Source organism: Streptomyces sp. NPDC047000, assembly GCF_040644295.1.
Lineage (GTDB): Bacteria > Actinomycetota > Actinomycetes > Streptomycetales > Streptomycetaceae > Streptomyces.
Window position 1 is genome coordinate 114627 of the sequence record NZ_JBEYWE010000015.1, and the last position, 19606, is coordinate 134232.

The 19606-nt window shown below is 74.5% G+C and carries 15 protein-coding genes; 7 read left to right on the top strand and 8 right to left on the bottom strand.

Annotated features, from left to right (window positions below; translation table 11 throughout):
- Positions 1-17 precede the first annotated feature (17 nt).
- Positions 18-1205: a type VII secretion-associated serine protease mycosin gene (gene mycP, locus ABZ862_RS23385; protein WP_360961033.1), complete on the bottom strand. Its 1188-nt coding sequence runs from the start codon at positions 1203-1205 to the stop codon at positions 18-20.
- The gene (locus tag ABZ862_RS23390; protein WP_360961034.1) at positions 1202-2416 is read right to left on the bottom strand and encodes a hypothetical protein; all 1215 of its coding nucleotides are present in this window, start codon (positions 2414-2416) and stop codon (positions 1202-1204) included. Before ABZ862_RS23390 ends, mycP begins: the two co-directional genes overlap by 4 nt.
- Positions 2417-4097: 1681 nt before the next feature.
- Between ABZ862_RS23390 and ABZ862_RS23395 the strand changes: the two genes are divergently transcribed.
- Both ABZ862_RS23395 and ABZ862_RS23400 read left to right on the top strand, forming a co-directional pair.
- Entirely contained in the window at positions 4098-5300 is a 1203-nt protein-coding gene (locus ABZ862_RS23395; RefSeq protein WP_360961036.1) for an amino acid deaminase/aldolase, read from the top strand.
- 118 nt (positions 5301-5418) lie between these two features.
- Positions 5419-6078 carry a hypothetical protein gene (locus tag ABZ862_RS23400; protein ID WP_360961038.1) on the top strand — a complete coding sequence of 220 codons (660 nt, stop codon included), beginning with the start codon at positions 5419-5421 and terminating at the stop codon, positions 6076-6078.
- 48 nt (positions 6079-6126) lie between these two features.
- Here the strand turns inward: ABZ862_RS23400 and ABZ862_RS23405 are convergent, their stop codons facing one another.
- The 3 genes from ABZ862_RS23405 to ABZ862_RS23415 all read right to left on the bottom strand — a co-directional run bounded on the left by ABZ862_RS23405 (position 6127) and on the right by ABZ862_RS23415 (position 9798).
- The gene (locus ABZ862_RS23405; protein ID WP_360961184.1) at positions 6127-6882 is read right to left on the bottom strand and encodes a 3-oxoacyl-ACP reductase; all 756 of its coding nucleotides are present in this window, start codon (positions 6880-6882) and stop codon (positions 6127-6129) included.
- An 89-nt stretch (positions 6883-6971) separates the two neighbouring features.
- Complete coding sequence (locus ABZ862_RS23410) at positions 6972-8393, bottom strand: aldehyde dehydrogenase family protein (protein WP_360961187.1); 1422 nt, start codon at positions 8391-8393, stop codon at positions 6972-6974.
- A 40-nt stretch (positions 8394-8433) separates the two neighbouring features.
- Positions 8434-9798, bottom strand: coding sequence for a glutamine synthetase family protein (locus ABZ862_RS23415; protein ID WP_360961040.1), 1365 nt, complete (start codon positions 9796-9798; stop codon positions 8434-8436).
- An 86-nt stretch (positions 9799-9884) separates the two neighbouring features.
- Here ABZ862_RS23415 and ABZ862_RS23420 point away from each other — a divergent pair, with 86 nt between their 5' ends.
- Both ABZ862_RS23420 and ABZ862_RS23425 read left to right on the top strand, forming a co-directional pair.
- The gene (locus ABZ862_RS23420) at positions 9885-10694 is read left to right on the top strand and encodes an FCD domain-containing protein (protein ID WP_360961042.1); all 810 of its coding nucleotides are present in this window, start codon (positions 9885-9887) and stop codon (positions 10692-10694) included.
- 101 nt (positions 10695-10795) lie between these two features.
- Entirely contained in the window at positions 10796-11494 is a 699-nt protein-coding gene (locus ABZ862_RS23425; RefSeq protein WP_360961044.1) for a gamma-glutamyl-gamma-aminobutyrate hydrolase family protein, read from the top strand.
- Positions 11495-11567: 73 nt separating this feature from the next.
- On the opposite strand, the gene ABZ862_RS23430 is transcribed toward ABZ862_RS23425, so the two are convergent.
- Positions 11568-12137 carry an XRE family transcriptional regulator gene (locus tag ABZ862_RS23430; protein WP_360961046.1) on the bottom strand — a complete coding sequence of 190 codons (570 nt, stop codon included), beginning with the start codon at positions 12135-12137 and terminating at the stop codon, positions 11568-11570.
- 603 nt (positions 12138-12740) lie between these two features.
- On the opposite strand from ABZ862_RS23430, the gene ABZ862_RS23435 reads away from it, so the two are divergent.
- The 3 genes from ABZ862_RS23435 (at position 12741) to ABZ862_RS23445 (ending at position 15649) form a co-directional block, all read left to right on the top strand.
- Positions 12741-13670 (top strand): 5'-3' exonuclease, encoded by a 930-nt coding sequence (locus ABZ862_RS23435; protein ID WP_360961191.1) that lies wholly within the window; start codon positions 12741-12743, stop codon positions 13668-13670.
- Positions 13671-13769: 99 nt separating this feature from the next.
- Positions 13770-14630, top strand: coding sequence for a siderophore-interacting protein (locus tag ABZ862_RS23440; protein WP_360961048.1), 861 nt, complete (start codon positions 13770-13772; stop codon positions 14628-14630).
- Between the two features lie 65 nt (positions 14631-14695).
- Positions 14696-15649, top strand: coding sequence for an RluA family pseudouridine synthase (locus ABZ862_RS23445; RefSeq protein WP_360961050.1), 954 nt, complete (start codon positions 14696-14698; stop codon positions 15647-15649).
- A 45-nt stretch (positions 15650-15694) separates the two neighbouring features.
- Here the strand turns inward: ABZ862_RS23445 and ABZ862_RS23450 are convergent, their stop codons facing one another.
- Together ABZ862_RS23450 and tatC are read right to left on the bottom strand one after the other, a co-directional pair.
- Positions 15695-18556, bottom strand: a complete 2862-nt coding sequence (locus ABZ862_RS23450) for a DEAD/DEAH box helicase (protein ID WP_360961052.1) — start codon at positions 18554-18556, stop codon at positions 15695-15697.
- Between the two features lie 84 nt (positions 18557-18640).
- Positions 18641-19591, bottom strand: coding sequence for a twin-arginine translocase subunit TatC (gene tatC / locus ABZ862_RS23455; RefSeq protein ID WP_360961054.1), 951 nt, complete (start codon positions 19589-19591; stop codon positions 18641-18643).
- Positions 19592-19606: the final 15 nt, after the last annotated feature.

Below are 19606 nucleotides of genomic sequence, written 5' to 3' on the forward strand. Positions count from 1 at the left end.
CCGAGCCACCGGGGAGTTCAGCGTCCGCCGGCCGTGTCGTCGGCACGGTCGCGGCCCCGCCACATCACCACCGCTCCGGCGAGCAGCGCCGCGCCGAGACCGCCCGCGACGAGGCCGGCCCAGCCGACGGCGTCGTCACCGGCCGGTTCGGGATCGGGGCCGGAGCCGAAGTACCGCTTGCCGTAGGCGGCGGTGTGCAGGCCGTCCGGCTTCAGGCGTCCGGCGGCCTCGAGGGCGGCGGCGGGGTCGATGAAACCGAAACCGCGGGAGTCGTCACGGCCGTTGACGGGGGCGTCCCGGGCGGTGTCCTCCAGGAGCTTCTTGACCTGGGCCGGGGTCAGACCGGGGTGGGCGGCCCTGACCAGCGCGGCGGCTCCGGAGACGAAGGCGGAGGCGGCGCTGGTGCCCCAGCCTTCGTAGTACTTGTGGTCGGGGTCGGCGATGACGATGTCGACACCGGGCGCGCTGACCGTGGCGTACCAGCGGCGGGTGGAGAAGGCGGCGCGGGTGCCGTAGCGGTCGACGGCGGTGGCGGCTATCACGCCGGGGTAGGCGGCGGGGTAGGAGACGTGGTCGCCCTTCTCGCCTCCGTTGCCCGCGGAGGCCACGACCACGACCCCCTTCTTGAGGGCGTACTGGACGGCCTCGTCCTCGGTGGGCTCGGGGTGGGCGGAGGCCGAGTCGTCGCCCAGGGAGAGGTTGATGACGTCGGCACCGTGGTCGGCGGCCCAGCGGATGCCCTCGGCGAGGGCGTTGCCGCGGGTGGTGCGGGCGCGGGTGCGGGCGGAGTCGCCGTCCTCGAGGATCACCCGGACGGGCAGGATCTTCGCCTCCGGGGCGACACCCATGACCCCTTCGGCGTCGCCGGGCCCGTGTCCGTGCCCGGCGATGATCCCGGCCATGGCGGTGCCGTGCCGGGCCCAGGCCCGGTCGCCCTCCCGGGCGCCGAAGCCGATCATGTCCTTGCCGGGCAGGACGTTCCCCTCGAGGTCGGGGTGGTCGGCCTCGACGCCGGTGTCGAGGACGGCCACGGTGACGCCCTTGCCCTTGGTGGTCTGCCACACCTGGCCGGTGTGCAGGGCGGTGAGCCCCCACTGCTGGGCGCGGATGCCGTCGGCGTACGCGGTGGCGGCGGGCAGGAACGTCAGGCCGGCGGCGAGCCCGAGACTCACGGCGGCCGTGCGGAGGGGGTGACCGCGGCTCATGAGGCGTCCTCCGCGCCCGCGCCGGACGTCGGCGCCGGCGATGTCACGGTCTTGCGCAGACCGCGCTCGACACGGTCGGCTATGCCCTGTGCCTCGTTCCCGAGGCCCGCCTGCGCCGGAGCCGTGGTCGCGCCGGATCCGGCGGCCTCGGCGGCCGGTTCGGGGGTGCCGGCGCTGCGGCCGTCGGCCCAGCCGGAGACGGCGTAGACGACGACGGGTGCGTCGGTGAGCACGGAGACGGTCCAGGAGGCACGCTGCCGGTCGCCGAAGTGTTCGGCGGCGGTGCCCTTCGCGGCGTACGGGCGGGGCATGAGGTCGGTACGGCGGCCGAGGCCCTCGTTCTTGAAGCGTCCGGCGAGTGTGTTCATCGCGGCGGCGTCGGCCTTGGTGAACATGAGGCCGACGGTGGTGACGAAGCTCTGGGTCGCGTCGGTGTAGGTGGCCCGCAGCAGCCGCCGGCAGCCGGCGGGGGCGAGGGCCCGGTACAACAAGGGGTCGAAGGCGTTCGCGCAGCCGCTGTCCGGGGCGACGGCGATCCGGGTCCAGGTGCGGTCGGCGCCGCCGGGTCCGGCACCGGTGCCCTGGAGGGTGGGCGGGAACAGCCGGTCGACGGGGGCGCTGTGCCAGAGGTCGGCGGCGGCGGTGAAGGTGTCACGGTGCTGGGCGGCCCCGGAGTCCCCGGTGAGCCAGCTCCCGGTCACCGCACCGCCGATCAGCCCGAACCCGAGGACGACGCAGGCGGCGGCAGCGACGGTACGGCTGCGCATCCGCTCCCCTATCGGCTTGGGCCGCCCCCGGCCGTCGTACCCCTCGGGCAGCCCGAACGACACGAACGGCCGCACGACCGCGGGGGGTACGACGGGTGGCTGGGCGGCGCTCCAGGAGAGCGCGGGGTCGGGGGCGACGCCGCCCGCGGCGGGGGCCGGGGCGAAGCGGGGTCCGGAGGTGCCGTCGGCCGGGGCCGGCGCGGCGGGCGGCCGTCCCGGGGGGCGCGGCGGCACCCGGGTGCCGCCGGCGGTCGCGTCCGGGGCCCGGCCCGGCGTGAGCGGCCGCTCCGGCGCGGACCGCGGGACCCGCCCGGGGGCGGGAGCGGACGGGGACGCCGGGACACCGCTCGCCGGAGCGGCACCGGAGGGGGCCGGGCCGGGAGCCCGCGGCGGCACCGGGCCGCTGCCGGACCCACCGGTGCCGCCCGGCACGGCGGGTGGCACGGCCTGGTTCCCGTCGCCCTGGCGGGCGGCCGGAGCGGTGTCGCCCCGCCTCCCCGGCACGGTGGACGGAGGTGTGCCGGGGACGGGAGGACGCGACGACGCCGGAGCACCGCCCGCCGGAGCACCGTTCGCCGGGCCGGCTGTGCGCGAAGGGGCTGGAGTGTTTCCGGACGCGGTGGTGCCGGGCCGGAGCGGCGGCCGGGACGGGACGGGCGGCGGAGCGCTGCCCGCCGCCGGGCCGGGAGTCGTCGGGACACCGGTGGGGCGTGACGGGACCGCGGGACCGGACGGAGCGGTCGGGGCGGGCGCCGTCGGCGGCCGGGAACCGGCCGGGCCGGAGACGTCCCGGCCGTCCGCGGGAGCCGGCGGCGCCGTGCCCGGGCGGTCTCCCGCCGGGGCCTGGTCCGCACCGGGGCGGGGCTGCTCATCCGACGGGGTCCCCGACGCGGCGCGGATCCGGCGCAGCCGGGCGGTGATCTCCGGCGGCAGCTCCGAGGGCGTGTCGGTACGGCCTGCCGGCGCGCCGGGCAGGTGGGCCGGCCGGGGCGGCGTGTCGGCGGGGCCGTCGGCGGCCGGGGCGCGGCCGGCCGACGGCGGTGCGTCCGGGAAGCGGGCGGAGGCCGGGGGCGGGGGCGGCGACGGGGGTCCGGCGACCTCCGGGGCGAAGGGCCTCAGGCCGGGGAAGCGGGGAGGGACGGGCGAAGTCCGTGCGGGGGCGGTGGCCGCCGACGGGCCGGCCGTCCCCGGACGGTGGTCGGCACCGGCGGTGCCGCGACCGGAACCTGGCACCGGGACGGCCGGACCGGTGTCCGGGCCGTTCCCCGGCCGGGCCGGGCCGGTACCGGCCGTACCGGCGTCCGGGGCGCCGCTCCCGTCGGGTCCCGCCGCCCGGCCCGGGCCGGAACGCCCGGCCCCGTTCACCGCCGCGGGGCCGGCCCCGCCGGGCCCCGTACCGAAACCGCCGTGGCCGCTCGTGCCGAAGGCCGCTGTCCCCTGCGGGGTCCCGGGAGCCGGATCCGCCGGATCCCCGGCAGGGGATCCCGGGCCCGCCCGGTGCCGCGCCCGCGAACCGTTCCGGGGCCGGCTGCCGTCGTCCGGCGTGCCGTCCGCCCCGGCCGGGGTGTCCGCCGTACCGCCGCCCGGCGCCCGCCGGACCCACGGGTCGAACCGGCGCCCCAGCGGCGCTCCGGGACCCGGCCGGGTCCCGCCGTTCGCCGTACCGCCGGCCCGCGCGGGCCCCCCGTCGCCGTTCGGCGCCGTACCCGGACCCGTGTCGCCGTTCGCACCGGACCGCTCCGCGCCGCCCCCGTCCGTCCCGGAACCGCTCAGGTCGCCCCCCGCCGTCCCCCGCGGAGCGGAACCGTCCCCCCGGGAGGGGGCGCGCCGCGCCTCCGTGCTCATGCACCCCCCGTTTCCTCGTGCGCGGGCCGTCGTTCGTACGTGATCGGGCCCCGTCGTCCAGATGCCCGGCCCGGCACGACCGTGTCGTCCCGGGCAGACGCATACCCGTACGGACGGAACGCCATCCCGGACTCAGCTGTTCGACCGGTTCCGTTTCCCCGCACGTTCGCGTCACTCTACGGGTTGCTCCCACTCGAACGGGAACCGGTCCGGAAGCCCGGCGGCATCTGCCCGGAACGTCCCCCTACCCTGCGGTAATCCTGTCTGGCAGGCTTCGTTCATGACTGCGCGCGCCGCCGACCGGGCCCGTTACGACCGGGCCACCGCCCTGCTGGACGCCCCCCTCGCGATCGTCGACCTGGACGCCTTCGACGCCAACGCGGACGACCTGGTCCGCCGGGCCGGAGGAAAACCGGTCCGGGTGGCCAGCAAGTCCGTACGCTGCCGGGCCCTGCTGGAACGGGTGCTGGCGAAGGACGGCTTCGCGGGTGTGATGTCGTTCACGCTCGCGGAGTCCCTGTGGCTGGCCCGCTCCGGTGTCGACGACGTCCTGCTCGCCTACCCGTCGGCCGACCGCTCCGGCTACGCGGAACTGGCCGGTGACCCCAAGCTGGCCGCCGCCGTCACCGTCATGGTCGACGACCCCGCCCAGCTCGACCTGATCGACGCGGCCCGGGCGGGCGGCCGTGAGGAGGTGCGGGTCTGCCTGGAGCTGGACACGTCGCTGCGGATGCTCGGCGGCCGGATACGGGTCGGCGCCCGCCGCTCCCCGCTCCACTCCCCCGCTCAGGCGGCCGAGGTCGCACGTGCCGTGGCCCGGCGGCCCGGCTTCCGGCTGGCCGGGATCATGGCGTACGAGGGTCATGTCGCCGGTGTCGGCGACGCCGTCGCCGGGCGGCCGCTGCGGTCCCGGGCGATCCGGCTGATGCAGGCCACCGCCCGGCGTGAACTGGCCGGGCGCCGCGCGGCGGCGGTGGCGGCCGTACGGGCCGTCGTACCGGATCTGGAGTTCGTCAACGGCGGCGGGACGGGCAGTGTGCAGCACACCGCCGCCGAGGACGCCGTGACCGAGATCGCCGCCGGTTCGGGGCTGTACATGCCGCGGCTGTTCGACAACTACACGTCGTTCAGCGGCCGTCCGGCCGCGCTGTTCGCCATGCCGGTCGTACGGCGCCCGGGTGTGGGGGTCGTGACGGTGCTCGGCGGCGGCTACCCGGCCTCCGGCGCCGCCGGAGGCGACCGGCTGCCGGTGCCGTACCTGCCGGAGGGGCTGCGCTACGACCCGCAGGAGGGGCCGGGCGAGGTGCAGACGCCGCTGCTGGGTCCGCCCGCCGACGATCTGCTGATCGGCGACAAGGTGTGGTTCCGGCACGCCAAGGCCGGTGAGCTGTGCGAACGTTTCGCCGCCCTGCACCTGGTGGCGGGCGACGCGGTGACGGCGACCGTGCCGACCTACCGGGGCGAGGGACACACCTTCCTGTAGGCCGGCGGACCGGAACACGGCGGACCGGCGGACCGGCGCGGCTCGGTGTCGGCGGGCCCCGCCGGTGGACCGCCCGGGGCGGCCGTCGTTGTCGGACCTCTCTGCCATGCTGTGCGCCATGACAGCAGCCAACGATCCGACTGCTCCCGGTACCGCCCCGGAGCCCCTGGAGGCCATGGAGGCCCTGTTGTGGCGGTGGGTCGAGCACATCGACGGGGACGGCGGCAAGGGGATGACACGGCCGGAGTGGTTCGCCCGCGTCGGCGAGCTGACGCTGGCGGAACAGGTCACCTGGTACGGGATGTCGACGCTCGGCAGCTGGGTGCACGGCAACCTGGCGTCCGGCACCGGCAAGGCCCCCGTGTACGCGGGCTTCTACCGGTCCGCGAGGGACGACGGGCCGGCGGTGGCCCGGGTGAGCATGGTCGTCCTGCCGCTGGCGGATCCCGGCCGGATCGCGGAGGCCGACTGGGACGACGGGTACGGCGGCTACGAACCGGCGCCGGTGGACGGGTACGCGGTGCTGTGCGGCGACCCGTTCGACCCGGCGAGCGTACCCGGCCGGGACGCCGGGGCCGACCTCCGCGAGGCCGAGCGGATCATCGCGGCCTGTGACGCCGAGGGGCGCCGGGTCAGCTGTGCCGAGATCGTCACCGACCCGGCCCGCGGGGGCAACGCCCTGTTCTTCCCGGTCGAGGCGGCGGAACGGGACGGTTACGAGGCACTCGAGGAGGACGGCACGATCGTCTGCCTCGCCTTCGTCGCGTACGACTTCTGAGCGGCGGGGCGGTGGGGCCGGCACGTCGCCGCACCGGCCCCGCCGCTCCTAGAGCGGTGTGACGTACGCTCCGGAGATCCCGCCGTCGACCAGGAAGTCGGTGGCGTTGACGAAGGAGGAGTCGTCGCTGGCCAGGAAGGCGACGGCGGCGGCGATCTCCTCCGCCTCGGCGAACCGGCCGGCCGGGATGTGCACCAGGCGGCGCGCGGCGCGCTCGGGGTCCTTGGCGAACAGCTCCTGCAGGAGCGGGGTGTTGACCGGGCCGGGGCAGAGCGCGTTGACGCGGATGCCCTCCCGGGCGAACTGCACGCCGAGTTCGCGGGACATGGCGAGCACCCCGCCCTTGGACGCGGTGTACGAGATCTGCGACGTCGCCGCGCCCATCCGGGCCACGAAGGACGCGGTGTTGATGATGGAGCCCCTGCCCTGGCGCCGCATGTAGGGGAGGGCGGCCTTGCAGCACAGGAAGACGGAGGTGAGGTTGACCTCCTGGACACGCTTCCACGCCTCCAGGCCGGTCTCCAGGATGGAGTCGTCGTCGGGCGGGGAGATACCGGCGTTGTTGAAGGCCACGTCCACGCTGCCGTAGGTGTCGTGGGCCGCCTTGAACAGGGCCTCGACCTGGTCGGGGTCGGTGACGTCGGTCTTCACGAAGAGGCCGCCGGTCTCGTCGGCGACCGCCTTGCCGCGCACCTCGTCGACGTCGGCGCACACGACGTGCGCGCCCTCGGCGGCGAGCCTGCGCGCCGTGGCGAGGCCGATGCCGCTGCCCGCTCCGGTGACGACGGCGGTACGGCCCACCAGGCGCCGGCAGACGGGCGCCCCGGCCGGGGCGGCTTCCGGCGCTGTCTCCCGGGCGGCTTCCGGGGCGGTGGGTTCGGGGGTCGGTGCGGTCACTGTGCGGGGCCCTCCGTGCTGATGAAGACGTTCTTGGTCTCGGTGAAGGCGGTCAGGGCGTCCGGGCCGAGCTCACGGCCGATGCCGGACTGCTTGAAGCCCCCGAAGGGGGTCCAGTAGCGCACGCTGGAGTGGGAGTTGACGGACAGGTTGCCCGCCCGGACGGCCTGCGAGACACGCAGTGCGCGGCCCACGTCGCGGGTCCAGACGGAGCCGGAGAGGCCGTAGTCGGTGGCGTTGGCGAGCCGCACCGCGTCGGCCTCGTCGTCGAAGGGCAGCACGACGGCGACCGGTCCGAAGACCTCTTCGACGGCCACCCGGGAGCCCGGGTCGACGCCGGTGAGGACGGTGGGCGGGTACCAGAAGCCGGGCCCCTCGGGGGCCTTGCCGCGGATGCCCTCGGCGTCGTCGGGGACGTAGGAGCGTACGCGGGCGAGCTGGGCCGCGGAGATCAGCGGGCCCATCTCGGTGCGCTCGTCGGCGGGATCGCCCACCACGACCGACTCGATCGCGGGGGCGAGGAGTTCGAGGAAGCGGTCGTGGACGGTGCGCTGGACCAGGATGCGGGTGCGGGCGCAGCAGTCCTGGCCCGCGTTGTCGAGGAAGGACAGGGGTGCGGCGGCCGCCGCGGTCTCCAGGTCGGCGTCGGCGAAGACGATGTTGGGGCTCTTGCCGCCGAGTTCGAGGGTGACGCGCTTGAGGTGCGCCGAGCCCTTGGCGAGCACCTGCCTGCCGACGGCGGTGGACCCGGTGAAGACGATCTTCGCGACGCCGGGGTGCTCGACGAGGGCGTTCCCGGCGACGGGGCCGTGGCCGGGCAGTACCTGGAACAGGTGTTCCGGAAGCCCCGCGTCGAGGGCGAGCCCGGCCAGCCGCAGAGCGGTGAGGGGGGTGGTCTCGGCGGGCTTGAGGAGGACGGCGTTGCCCGCGGCGAGCGCCGGGGCGGTGGCCCAGGCGGCGATCGGCATGGGGAAGTTCCAGGGGGCGATCACCCCGACGACGCCGAGCGGTTCGAGGAGGGTGATGTCGAGACCGCCGGGCACCGGGATCTGGCGTCCCGTGAGCCGCTCCACTCCCCCGGCCGCGTAGTCGAGCAGGTCCCGGACGTTGCCCGCCTCCCAGCGGGCGTTGCCGATGGTGTGCCCGGCCTCGCGCACCTCCAGCCGGGCGAGTTCCTCGAGGTGCTCGTCGACGGCGACGGCGAAACGGCGCAGCAGGCGGGCCCGTTCGGCGGGGGCGAGGGCTGCCCACCGGGCCTGGGCGCGGGCGGCCCCTACGACGGCGGCGTCCACGTCCGCGGTGCCGGCCGCCGGGACGGTCGCGACGGTCTCCCCGGTGGCGGGGTTGAGCACCCGGAGCGCGGCCTGCGGCCCGGACTCGGGCCGCCCCGGCGGGCGGAACTGATCGGCCTGGTGGATCTGGTCGGGCTGGTCGGGCTGGTCGGGCAAGGAAGTGACCTCACATGCGTTCGAAGGAGCGGCGCAGTTCCCAGTCGGTGATCGCGGCGTCGAAGGCGTCGAGTTCCACGCGGGCCATGTTCCGGTAGTGGGCGACGACCTCCTCGCCGAAGGCGGCCTTGGCGATCGGGCTGTTCTCCCACAGCTCGGCGGCCTCGCGCAGGGTGGTGGGCACCTGGTCGTAGTCGGCGGCGTAGGCGTTACCGGGGCAGGGCGCCGGGAGTTCCAGCCGGTGCTCCACGCCGTACAGTCCGGCCGCGACGAGCCCGGCGACGGCGAGGTGCGGGTTGACGTCACCGCCGGGCAGCCGGTTCTCGAAGCGCAGGGAGCGGCCGTGGCCGACGACGCGCAGGGCGCAGGTGCGGTTGTCGTGGCCCCAGGCGACGGCGGTCGGGGCGAACGAGCCCGGCTGGAACCGCTTGTAGGAGTTGATGTGCGGGGCGTAGAGGAGGGCGAAGTCACGCAGCGCGGCGAGCTGTCCGGCGAGGAAGTGCCGCATGACGTCGGACATGCCGCTCCCGCCGTCGCCGGGCATCGCGCTGGTGCCGTCGGCGCCGGCGAGGGAGAGGTGGATGTGGCAGGAGTTGCCCTCGCGCTCGTCGTACTTGGCCATGAAGGTGAGCGACACGCCTTCCTGCGCGGCGATCTCCTTGGATCCGGTCTTGTAGACGGCGTGCTGGTCGCAGGTGACGAGGGCCTCGTCGTAGCGGAAGGCGATCTCGTGCTGGCCGGGGTTGCACTCGCCCTTGGCGGACTCGACGGTGAGGCCGGCGCCGGCCATGTCGTTGCGGATGCGCCGCAGCAGGGGTTCGATGCGGCCGGTGCCGAGGACGGAGTAGTCGACGTTGTACCGGTTGGCCGGGGTCAGGCCCCGGTAGCCGGCGTCCCAGGCCTGTTCGTAGGTGTCCTTGAAGACGATGAACTCCAGCTCGGTGCCGACCTGCGCCGTGTAGCCGAGCGCGGCGAGCCGCTCCAGCTGGCGGCGCAGGATCTGGCGGGGCGCGGCGACGACCGGGCTGCCGTCCTGCCAGGCGAGGTCGGCGAGCAGCAGGGCGCTGCCGGGGTGCCAGGGCATCCGGCGGAGGGTGGCGAGGTCGGGACGCATCACGAAGTCGCCGTAGCCGCGGTCCCAGGAGGACATCGCGTAGCCGTCGACGGTGTTCATCTCGGCGTCCACGGCGAGGAGGTAGTTGCAGCCCTCGGTGCCGTGGTGGACGACCTCGTCGAGGAAGAAGCGCGCGGCGAACCTCTTGCCCTGCAACCTGCCCTGCATGTCGGGGAAGGCCAGGACGACGGTGTCGATCTCACCGCTCGCGACGAGGACGTGCAGGGCCTCGATGCTGAGCGGGGGTGTGCGGTCAGCCACGTACGGGACTCCTTCGGCTACTGCGGGTGAGCCGGGAGCCATAAGGTATGCGTCGGAACCATTGCTTGGGAAGGGGGCGCGGCCGTATGCCGGAGGACGAGGACGGGAACGAGGGCGGGGGCGGCGCGGAGGACGGCGGCGGGGGCGGCGCGGACGGCGGCACGGACGGCGGCGACCGGCTCGCGGCGGTGCTGCGACCGGTCCGGGCGGGCAACGGCTTCGAGGAGGCGCTGGAGCAGATCCTCCAGGTCGTACGGCTGGGCCTGGTGCCGGACGGCGGACGGCTGCCGTCCGAGCGGGATCTGGCGCGGCGGCTCGGGATCAGCCGGGTGACGCTGCGCGAGGTGCTGAGGGTGCTGCACGACCAGGGGCTGGTCGAGGCGCGGCGCGGACGCTACGGCGGGACGTTCGTGCTGCCGCGCCCCGGTGGTGCCGGCGGGGCGGGAGCGGGGAACGGGGACGCGCTGCGGCGGAGGGTCGCCGGGACCGACATCGAGGACGTGCTGCGCTTCCGTGAGGTGCTGGAGACGGGCGCGGCGGGGCTGTGCGCGGCGCACGGGCCGGCCGGCGGGCAGGCGGTCCGGCTGCGCGAGGCGCTGGCCCGCACCGGGGAAGCGCCGCTCGCCGGGTACCGCCGTGCGGACACGCTGCTGCACCTCACCCTGGCCGAACTGTCCGGCTCGCCGACGCTGACCGCGCAGTACGCGGCGGTCCGGGCGACGGTGAACGGCCTGCTCGACTGCATCCCGCTCCTGGTCCGCAACCTGGAGCACTCCCAGCGCCAGCACACCGCCCTGGTGGAGACGGTCCTGGAGGGCGACGCGGACGGCGCCCGGGAGATGATGCGGGAACACTGCGCGGGCACGGCGGCCCTGCTGCGCGGCTTCCTGACATGAGCCGCACGCCCGCCGCGGAGGCCGGACGGCCGCGCACGGCGGAGCACCGGCGCACGGCGGAGCACGAACGCACGACACGCACGACAGACAGGAACGTACGTATGACAGGCAGGCGGCCGCTGATCGGCGTCAGTACCTACCTCGAGGCCGAGGCACGCTGGGGCGTGTGGAAGCTGGAGTCCGCGCTGCTCCCGGCGGGATATCCGCGGCTGGTCCAGCGGGCGGGCGGGCTCGCCGCCATGCTCCCGCCGGACGCTCCCGGGCACGCCGCGGCGACGGTGGCGCGGCTGGACGGTCTGGTGATCGCGGGCGGCCCGGACGTGGAACCGGTGCACTACGGCGCCGAGCCCGACGCCCGCACCGGCCCGCCGGACCGCGCCAGGGACGCCTGGGAGCGGGCGCTGATCGAGGCGGCGCTGGCCGCCCGCCTCCCGCTGCTCGGCATCTGCCGGGGCATGCAGCTGCTGAACGTCGCCCTGGGCGGCACCCTCGTCCAGCACATCGACGGTCACGCCGAGGTGCCCGGTGTGTTCGGCCGCCACCCGGTCAAGCCGGTCCCGGACACCCTGTACGGGAGGACGGTCCCGGAGGAGGCGTCGGTACCGACGTTCCACCACCAGTCCGTCGACCGCCTCGGCCGGGGCCTGGTCCCCTCCGCCCACGCCGCGGACGGCACGGTGGAGGCCGTCGAGCTGCCGTCCTCGGAAGGCTGGGTGCTGGGCGTGCAGTGGCACCCGGAGATGGCCGACGACCTGCGTGTCATGCACGCCCTGGTCGAGGCGGCGCGCGGTACCGCGTGACGCGCCGCGGGCAGGCACGCCGTCGGGCACGGCCGGCGCGGGCCCCGGACACGACGGCCCGGGGCCGGCCGGTTCAGCGCGAGCGGTCCTGGACCGCCTCGATGTGCTCCGCGACGGCGACGACGACCACCCGGGTGTCCGGGACCGTGGCCCGCCAGCGGTGCCGTACCCCGCCGGTCAGATAGAGGGTGTCGCCGCGGCCGAGCCGGTAGGCGCGGCCCTCCGCCTCGATCTCCACGGCACCGTCCGCGACGTACATCAGCTCGTCGTTGCGGTGCTGGAACTCGCGGCCCGCGTCATGGTCGCCGGTGAACTCGGAGGCGTGCAGCTGATGATGGCCGCGCACCAGGGAGCGCACCCGCGGCTCGAACACCGGCTCCGCCGCCTCCGCCCGTACGACGTCCACACTGCACGCCGGGTCGGCGGCGGCGAGGAGTTCGACGGCGGTGGTGCGCAGCGCGTCGGCGACCTTCTCCAGGCTGCCGCGGCTGGGGCGCGCCTTGTCGTTCTCGATCTGGCTCAGGAAGGGGACCGACAGGCCGCTGCGCCCGGCCACCACGGCGAGGGTGAGCTCCAGGGCCCGGCGCCGGCGCCGGACGGCCGCGCCCACCCGCAGGGGCCGCTGTTCTTTGTGGTCGCCCATCGCTCCGGCTCCCTCCTTCGCTCGTCGTCGCCCGCTCGCCGGTCCGCGGTACACGGCCCGTGGTCCGGGTCCCGTGCGCCGTGCCCGGCGCGCAGGGCTCCTGGTCAGTTCTCTGCACCCTACGCATGTTCGGCAAACCGTTTCATGCGCCCGTCACATCGATGTCACGCGACGTGGCCGGGACCCTCACGGTTCGCGCCAGTCGCCCGGCGCCCCGCAACCGCCCGGCACCTACTCTGCCTCGTCCGCGAACCCGCTGCACAGCGACGCCGTACGCCCCCCTGAGCCACCCGCGCCACGGCGTGTGCGCCGCCACGCCCCCGCTGCGCCCGAGGCCACGGCCACCGGCGCGGCGCCCGTCCGCCCTGCGGCCGCCGTGCGATCACCGTCCGCCCGTCACATGCTCAAGCGGGTCCGTGACGCTCCCGGCCCCGGCCGCCACCGTCGCATCCGCGCCGCCGGCCCCCGCACCCCTCACGAGAGGGTCACGTTAGGTGATTGGCCGGATCCTGCCCGTACACATGACCAGGTACGTGACCGCGGGCGCCGCGTCCGCCCGCGGCACGGTTCCCCGCCGGGTGGCTGTCGGTGCCGTACGGCATGATGCGAGGCGTGACCGGACGACTCATGCTGCTCGACGCCGCCTCGCTCTATTTCCGCGCCTACTTCGGCGTCCCGGAGTCCGTGAGAGCCCCGGACGGCACGCCGGTGAACGCCGTGCGCGGGCTGCTGGAGTTCATCGACCGGCTGGTGAGGGACCACCGGCCGGGCGATCTGGTGGCGTGCATGGACGCCGACTGGCGCCCGCGGTGGCGGGTCGAGCTCATCCCCTCCTACAAGGCGCACCGGGTCGCCGTCGCGCACCCGGCCGGCCCGGACGAGGAGGAGGTGCCGGACACCCTGGCGCCGCAGGTCCCGGTGATCGAGGCGGTCCTCGACTCGATCGGCATCGCCCGGGTGGGCGTCGCCGGGTACGAGGCCGACGACGTGATCGGCACGTTCACGGCACGGGCGAAGGGCCCGGTCGACATCGTCACCGGCGACCGCGATCTGTACCAGCTGGTCGACGACGGGCGCGGGGTGCGGGTGCTGTACCCGCTCAAGGGCGTCGGCACGCTCCAGCTGACCGACGAGGCGGTGCTGCGCGAGAAGTACGGCGTCGGCGGACGCGGGTACGCGGACCTGGCGCTGCTGCGCGGCGACCCGAGCGACGGTCTGCCCGGTGTGCCCGGCATCGGTGAGAAGACGGCCGCCAAGCTGCTCGCCGAGTTCGGCGACGTGCCCGGCATCATGGCCGCGGTCGACGACCCGGGGGCAAGGCTGACACCGTCGCAGCGCAAGAGACTGGCGGAGGCCCGGCCCTATGTCGCGGTGGCACCGAAGGTGGTGCGGGTGGCGGACGACGTCCCCCTGCCCGACGTCGCCACGGCGCTCCCCCGGACCCCCCGCGACCCCGCCGCCGTGGACGCCCTGTCCGCCCGCTGGGGCCTGGGCGGCTCCCTGCACCGCCTGCTGACGACGCTGGCCGCGTGACACGCCCGGCGGGGGCCGTACGGCGCCGCGCTGGTCCCGCACAAAGAGAGGGATGTTAGCTTAGGTAAGCCTAAGCAAGTGAATCTCTGGGAGGCCGTCATGGCAGAGCGCCCGGCGCGGAAGCCGCGCACGCCCCGTTCCGCGCAGGTCGTCCGTACCGAACGGCTGTCACCGCACATGCAGCGGGTGGTGCTCGGCGGCCCGGGTCTGGCCGGGTTCGCGGCGGACACGTGCACCGACCACTACGTCAAGCTGCTCTTCCCGGCCGGCGGCGCGGTCTACCCGGAGCCGTTCGACCTGGAGCGCATCCGGGCCGGGTTCCCGCGCGAGCAGTGGCCGGTGACCCGGACGTACACCGTGCGGGCCTGGGACGCCGGGCAGCTCGAGCTGACCCTGGACTTCGTGATCCACGGCGACGAGGGCCTGGCCGGGCCCTGGGCGGTGCGGGCGCGCCCTGGGGACACCGTACGGTTCCTGGGTCCGGGCGGCGCCTACGCCCCCGGCCCGGACGCGGACTGGCATCTGCTCGCCGGTGACGAGAGCGCCCTGCCGGCGATCGCCCGCTCGCTGGAGGCGCTGCCCGCCGGTGCCACGGCGCACGCCTTCGTGGAGGTCTCCGGACCTGAGGAGGAGCAGAAGTTCGACTCCGACGTGGAGGTCGTCTGGCTGCACCGCGGGGACCGGCCGGTGGGCGAGGCGCTGGTGGAGGCCGTACGGGCGCTGGAGTTCCCGGCGGGTCGGCTGCAGGCCTTCGTGCACGGCGAGGCCGGGTTCGTGCGGGAGCTGCGGCGGCTGCTGCGGGTCGAGCTCCAGGTGCCGCGGGAGGATCTGTCGATCTCCGGCTACTGGCGGCTGGGCCACGACGAGGACGGCTGGCAGGCGTCGAAGCGGGAGTGGAACGCGCGGGTCGAGGCCGAGCAGGAGGGTTCCGGGACCGGGACGGCGGCACCGGCCGCCTGAACCGGCCACGAGGCGGCCGCGCGTGGCCGCCGGTGCCGCGGCCGCGAGCGCCTACCCTTGCCCGGATGAGTCGCAGGACGCGTATCCCGCCCTCACCGCTCCCCCAGCGCGACGGGATCGACGCGGTGCGGGTCCGGCTGCCCGCCGGGGGGCCGTGGGCCACGGTGGGCGAGCATCTGGTCGAGCGCCTCTCGGGGGCCGGGGCCGGAGTCGTCGGGCGGATGCTGGACGCGGGTCTCTTCGTCGGGGCCGACGGGCGGCCGGTGGCGCCGGAGGCCGCGTTCGTGCCCGGGATGTACGTGTGGTTCCACCGGGAGCGGGCCGCGGAGCCGCGGGTGCCGTTCGAGATCGAGGTGGTGTACCGCGACGAGCACATCGTCGTCGCGGACAAGCCGCATTTCCTGGCCACCGTCCCGCGCGGCAGTCATGTCACCGAGACCGCGCTGGCCCGGCTGCGGCGGGACCTGGACCTCCCGGCGCTGGGCGCGGCGCACCGGCTCGACCGGCTGACGGCGGGCCTCGTGCTGTTCACCGTGCGGCCCGGGGAACGCGGCGCCTACCAGGCCCTGTTCCGGGACCGGCGGGTCCACAAGGAGTACGAGGCCGTCGCGCCCCACGACCCCCGTCTCGCCCTGCCCCGCACGGTGTGCAGCAGGATCGTGAAGGAACGCGGGGTGCTCGCCGCCCGGGAGGTCGAGGGCGAGCCCAACGCGGTCAGCCGCGTCGAGCTCACCGGGCACCGGGCGGACGGACTCGCCCGCTACCGGCTCGTCCCCGCCACCGGGCAGACCCATCAGCTGCGGGTGCACATGAACGCCCTGGGCGTGCCCATCCTCGGCGACCCCCTCTACCCGGTGGTGACCGGCCCCTGGCTCCCGGGCGACTTCCGGCGCCCGCTGCAACTCCTCGCGCGGCGGCTGGAGTTCACCGACCCCGTCACGGGGACGGCGCACCGCTTCAGCAGCGGGCGGTCGCTTCCGGCGTGGGACCGGCCCGAGGAGTGGGCGGCGGGGGGATGAGCACGGGACCCCGGCGACCGCACCGCCGGGGCGGGCGCCGCCGGCTCAGCCCACGGACGAGTAGGCCACAACCCCCCTCAGCAGCTGATCGACCGCCTTCCGCGCGGCCCGCGCCACCGTGGAGCCCTCCACCGGTGCCCCGCCCGGCGCGGACGAGATCTGCCCCAGCACATCGATGACCTGCTTGCACCAGCGCACGAAGTCCCCCGCGGGCATCTCCGCCTCGCGCAGCACCTCGTCGAGTCCCTTGCCCTCGGCCCACATGTACGCGGCCCACGCGAAGCCGAGGTCCGGTTCGCGCTGGCCGACGCCCTCGGACTGCGTGATCCGGAACTCCTCCTCCAGCGCGTCGAGCCGCCCCCAGATGCGGACCGTCTCGCCGAGCGCCGCCTTCGCCCGGCCCGACGGCACCTTGGGCGCCAGCGCGTCGTCGCCGGCCCGGGACTCGTACACCAGCGCCGAGACGCACGCGGCGAGTTCGGAGGGCGACAGGCCCTCCCACACGCCGGCGCGCAGGCATTCGCTGGCGAGCAGGTCGAGTTCGCCGTACAGCCGGGCGAGGCGCCTGCCGTGCTCGGTGACCTCGCTGCCGCGCAGATAGTCGAGCTCGGTGAGGAGCGCGACGATCCGGTCGAAGGTGCGGGCGATGGTGTTGGTGCGCCCCTCGATGCGCCGCTCCAGCTGGGAGGTGTCGCGCAGCAGCCGGTGGTAGCGCTCCGCCCAGCGGGCGTGGTCCTCACGGTCGTGGCAGCCGTGGCAGGGGTGGGCGCGGATCGCGGACCGCAGCCGGGCGATCTCCCGGTCGTCGGCGGCCTGCGAGCGCCGCTTGCGGTGCCGGTCCGGCTCGATGTGCCCGGCCTTGGTGCGCAGCGCGGTCGCGAGGTCGCGGCGGGACTGCGGGGAGCGCGGGTTGAAGGATTTCGGGATCCGCATCCGCTCCAGCGGTTCGACGGGCACCGGGAAATCGATCGACGCGAGCCGCTTGACCTGGCGTTCGGCGGTCAGGACGAGAGGTCTGGGGCCGTCGTGGTGCTCGAAGCCGCGGTGGCCGTCGGCGCGGCCCGCGGGCAGCCCGGGGTCGAGCACGAGGGCGAGCCCGGCGTACTTCCCGGTGGGCACGTGGATGACGTCGCCCGGTTTGAGTTTCTCCAGGGCCACGGCGGCCTCGGCGCGGCGCAGGGCGACGCCCTGGCGGGCCAGTTCGGTCTCGCGGTCCTTCAGTTCGCGGCGCAGCGCGGCGTACTCGTCGAAGTCGCCGAGGTGGCAGGTCATGGACGCCTTGTAGCCGGTCAGGCCCTCCTCGTTGCGCTGTACCTGACGGGAGATCCCGACGACGGACTTGTCCGCCTGGAACTGTGCGAACGACGTCTCCAGCAGCTCCCGGGAGCGGTGCCGGCCGAACTGCTCGACCAGGTTCACGGCCATGTTGTACGACGGCTTGAAGCTGGAGCGCAGCGGATACGTGCGGGTACCGGCGAGCCCGGCGAGGTGTTCGGGGCTGAAACCGCGCTGCCACAGCACCACGGCGTGACCCTCGACGTCGATGCCGCGGCGCCCGGCCCGGCCGGTGAGCTGGGTGTACTCGCCGGGGGTGATGTCGGCGTGCTGCTCGCCGTTCCACTTGACGAGTTTCTCCAGCACCACGGAGCGGGCGGGCATGTTGATGCCGAGGGCGAGGGTCTCGGTCGCGAACACCGCCTTGACCAGGCCCCGCACGAAGAGTTCCTCGACGACCTCCTTGAACGTCGGCAGCATGCCCGCGTGGTGGGCGGCGATGCCGCGCTCCAGGCCCTCGAGCCACTCGTAGTAACCGAGGACGTGGAGGTCCTCGGCGGGGATCGACGCGGTGCGCTCCTCGACGAGGGAGCGGACCCTGGCGCGGGCCTCCTCGTCGTTCAGACGCAGCCCGGCGTACAGGCACTGCTGGACGGCGGACTCACAGCCGGCGCGGCTGAAGATGAAGGTGATGGCGGGCAGCAGCCCCGCCGCGTCCAGCCGTTCGATGACCTCGGGACGGCTCGGCGTCCACACCCGGGACCGCTGGCGGCGCTCCCGCTCCCGGTCGGCCTCCCGCATCGCCCGGCCGCGTCTGCGGTCCTGGAACGAGGGACGGCTCGCCTCCATACGGGCCAGCCGCGTCAGGTCCGGGTTGACGGCCTTCTTGCTGCCCTCGCCCTCCTCGAACAGGTCGTGCATCCGGCGTCCGGCCAGCACGTGCTGGAACAGCGGCACGGGACGGTGCTCGGAGACGATGACCTGGGTGTCGCCGCGCACGGTGTCGAGCCAGTCGCCGAACTCCTCGGCGTTGGACACGGTCGCCGACAGGGAGACCAGGGTCACCGACTCGGGCAGGTGGATGATCACCTCCTCCCACACGGCTCCGCGGAAGCGGTCGGAGAGGTAGTGCACCTCGTCCATGACCACATAGCCCAGGCCGAGCAGGGTCCGGGAACCCGCGTACAGCATGTTCCGCAGGACCTCGGTGGTCATGACGACCACCGGGGCGTCGGGGTTGACGCTGTTGTCGCCGGTGAGGAGACCGACCTCGGAGGTGCCGTAACGGCGGCACAGGTCGGCGTACTTCTGGTTCGACAGCGCCTTGATGGGTGTCGTGTAGAAGCACTTCTTGCCCTGCAGCAGGGCGAGGTGGACGGCGAACTCGCCCACGATCGTCTTGCCCGAGCCGGTGGGTGCGGCGACCAGTACGCCCTTGCCCGCCTCCAGTGCCCGGCAGGCCTCGGTCTGGAAGGGGTCGAGGCCGAAGTCGTACATCTCGCGGAAGGAGGCGAGTGCGGTGGCCTGCTCGGCAGCACGCCTGCGCGCTGCCGCGTACCGCTCGGCCGGGGAGAGGTCCTCTGTCATCGTGCTTTCGAGCGTACCGGGCCCCACCGACAACGGGACGATCATTATCCGGAACCCGGGACGGACGGCCGGGCGAACGGCAGGTGCCCGTGTCCCGGCCGGGACACGGGCACCTCGCGGCGGGACGGGTCAGGTGACGTCGTCGTAGCCGTTGACGCGGTCGGTGCCGGTCTGTTCCGGCAGCGTGCGGCTCGCGGAGACGGTCTCGACGCCGCCGATGTCCTCGGGGGTGAGATCCAGCTCGGACGCCTCGTCGTCGTCGGGTCCCGACAGCTCGCGGCGGCGCCTGCGGCGGTCGTTGAGCACCGAGAAGCCGCACGCGCCGAAGTACAGGACCCAGATCGGCCCGGCGAGCGCCAGCATCGACAACGGGTCCGTGCTGGGGGTGGCGACGGCCGCGAACACCGTGATGCCGAGGATCATGCCCCGCCACCAGCCGAGCATCCGCTTGCCGCTGAGGACATGGGTGAGGTTGAGCATCACCAGCAGCAGCGGCAGCTCGAAGGAGAGACCGAAGACGATCACCATGCGGGTGACGAGCTGCAACAGGTCGTCCAGCGGCAGCAGGTTGTCGACCCCGTGCGGGGTGAAACCGATCAGCACCTTCGCGGTGGTCGGCATCACCTTGTACGCGAAGAACGCGCCGCCGAGGAACAGCGGGACGCCGGAACCGACGAACGCGTAGGCGTACTTCTTCTCGTGCCGGTGCAGACCCGGCGCGACGAACGCCCACAGCTGGTAGAGCCAGACCGGGGAGGCGAACACCACGCCGGTCATCAGGGAGACCTGGAGGGCCAGCGTGAAGGGGGCGAGGAGGCCGTTGATCGTGATCCGGGCGCACGGCTGCGACTTGGCCGTCGACTGGGCCAGTTCCTCGAAGCTCTTCCCGCAGCCGACCGAGTCGAGGATCGGCTTCGTCAGGAAGTTGATGACGTCGTTGTAGAAGAAGGCGGTGACGACCGTGACGACGACGATGGCCAGCATGGCCTTCGCGAGCCGGTTGCGGAGCTCACGAAGGTGATCCGCGAGGGGCATCCGCCCCTCGGGATCCTTCTCCTCTTTGCGGGCAGACTTGAGCAACCCACGTCCTCATCT

Bases quoted from the DNA above. Each gene is read 5' to 3' on its own strand.
- ABZ862_RS23400 (WP_360961038.1), top strand. From the start codon at position 5,419: ATGACAGCAGCCAACGATCCGACTGCTCCCGGTACCGCCCCGGAGCCC.
- ABZ862_RS23440 (WP_360961048.1), top strand. From the start codon at position 13,770: ATGGCAGAGCGCCCGGCGCGGAAGCCGCGCACGCCCCGTTCCGCGCAG.
- ABZ862_RS23395 (WP_360961036.1), top strand. From the start codon at position 4,098: ATGACTGCGCGCGCCGCCGACCGGGCCCGTTACGACCGGGCCACCGCC.
- ABZ862_RS23425 (WP_360961044.1), top strand. From the start codon at position 10,796: ATGACAGGCAGGCGGCCGCTGATCGGCGTCAGTACCTACCTCGAGGCC.
- ABZ862_RS23435 (WP_360961191.1), top strand. From the start codon at position 12,741: ATGCGAGGCGTGACCGGACGACTCATGCTGCTCGACGCCGCCTCGCTC.
- ABZ862_RS23445 (WP_360961050.1), top strand. From the start codon at position 14,696: ATGAGTCGCAGGACGCGTATCCCGCCCTCACCGCTCCCCCAGCGCGAC.
- ABZ862_RS23430 (WP_360961046.1), bottom strand. From the start codon at position 12,137: ATGGGCGACCACAAAGAACAGCGGCCCCTGCGGGTGGGCGCGGCCGTC.
- ABZ862_RS23450 (WP_360961052.1), bottom strand. From the start codon at position 18,556: ATGATCGTCCCGTTGTCGGTGGGGCCCGGTACGCTCGAAAGCACGATG.
- mycP (WP_360961033.1), bottom strand. From the start codon at position 1,205: ATGAGCCGCGGTCACCCCCTCCGCACGGCCGCCGTGAGTCTCGGGCTC.
- ABZ862_RS23420 (WP_360961042.1), top strand. From the start codon at position 9,885: ATGCCGGAGGACGAGGACGGGAACGAGGGCGGGGGCGGCGCGGAGGAC.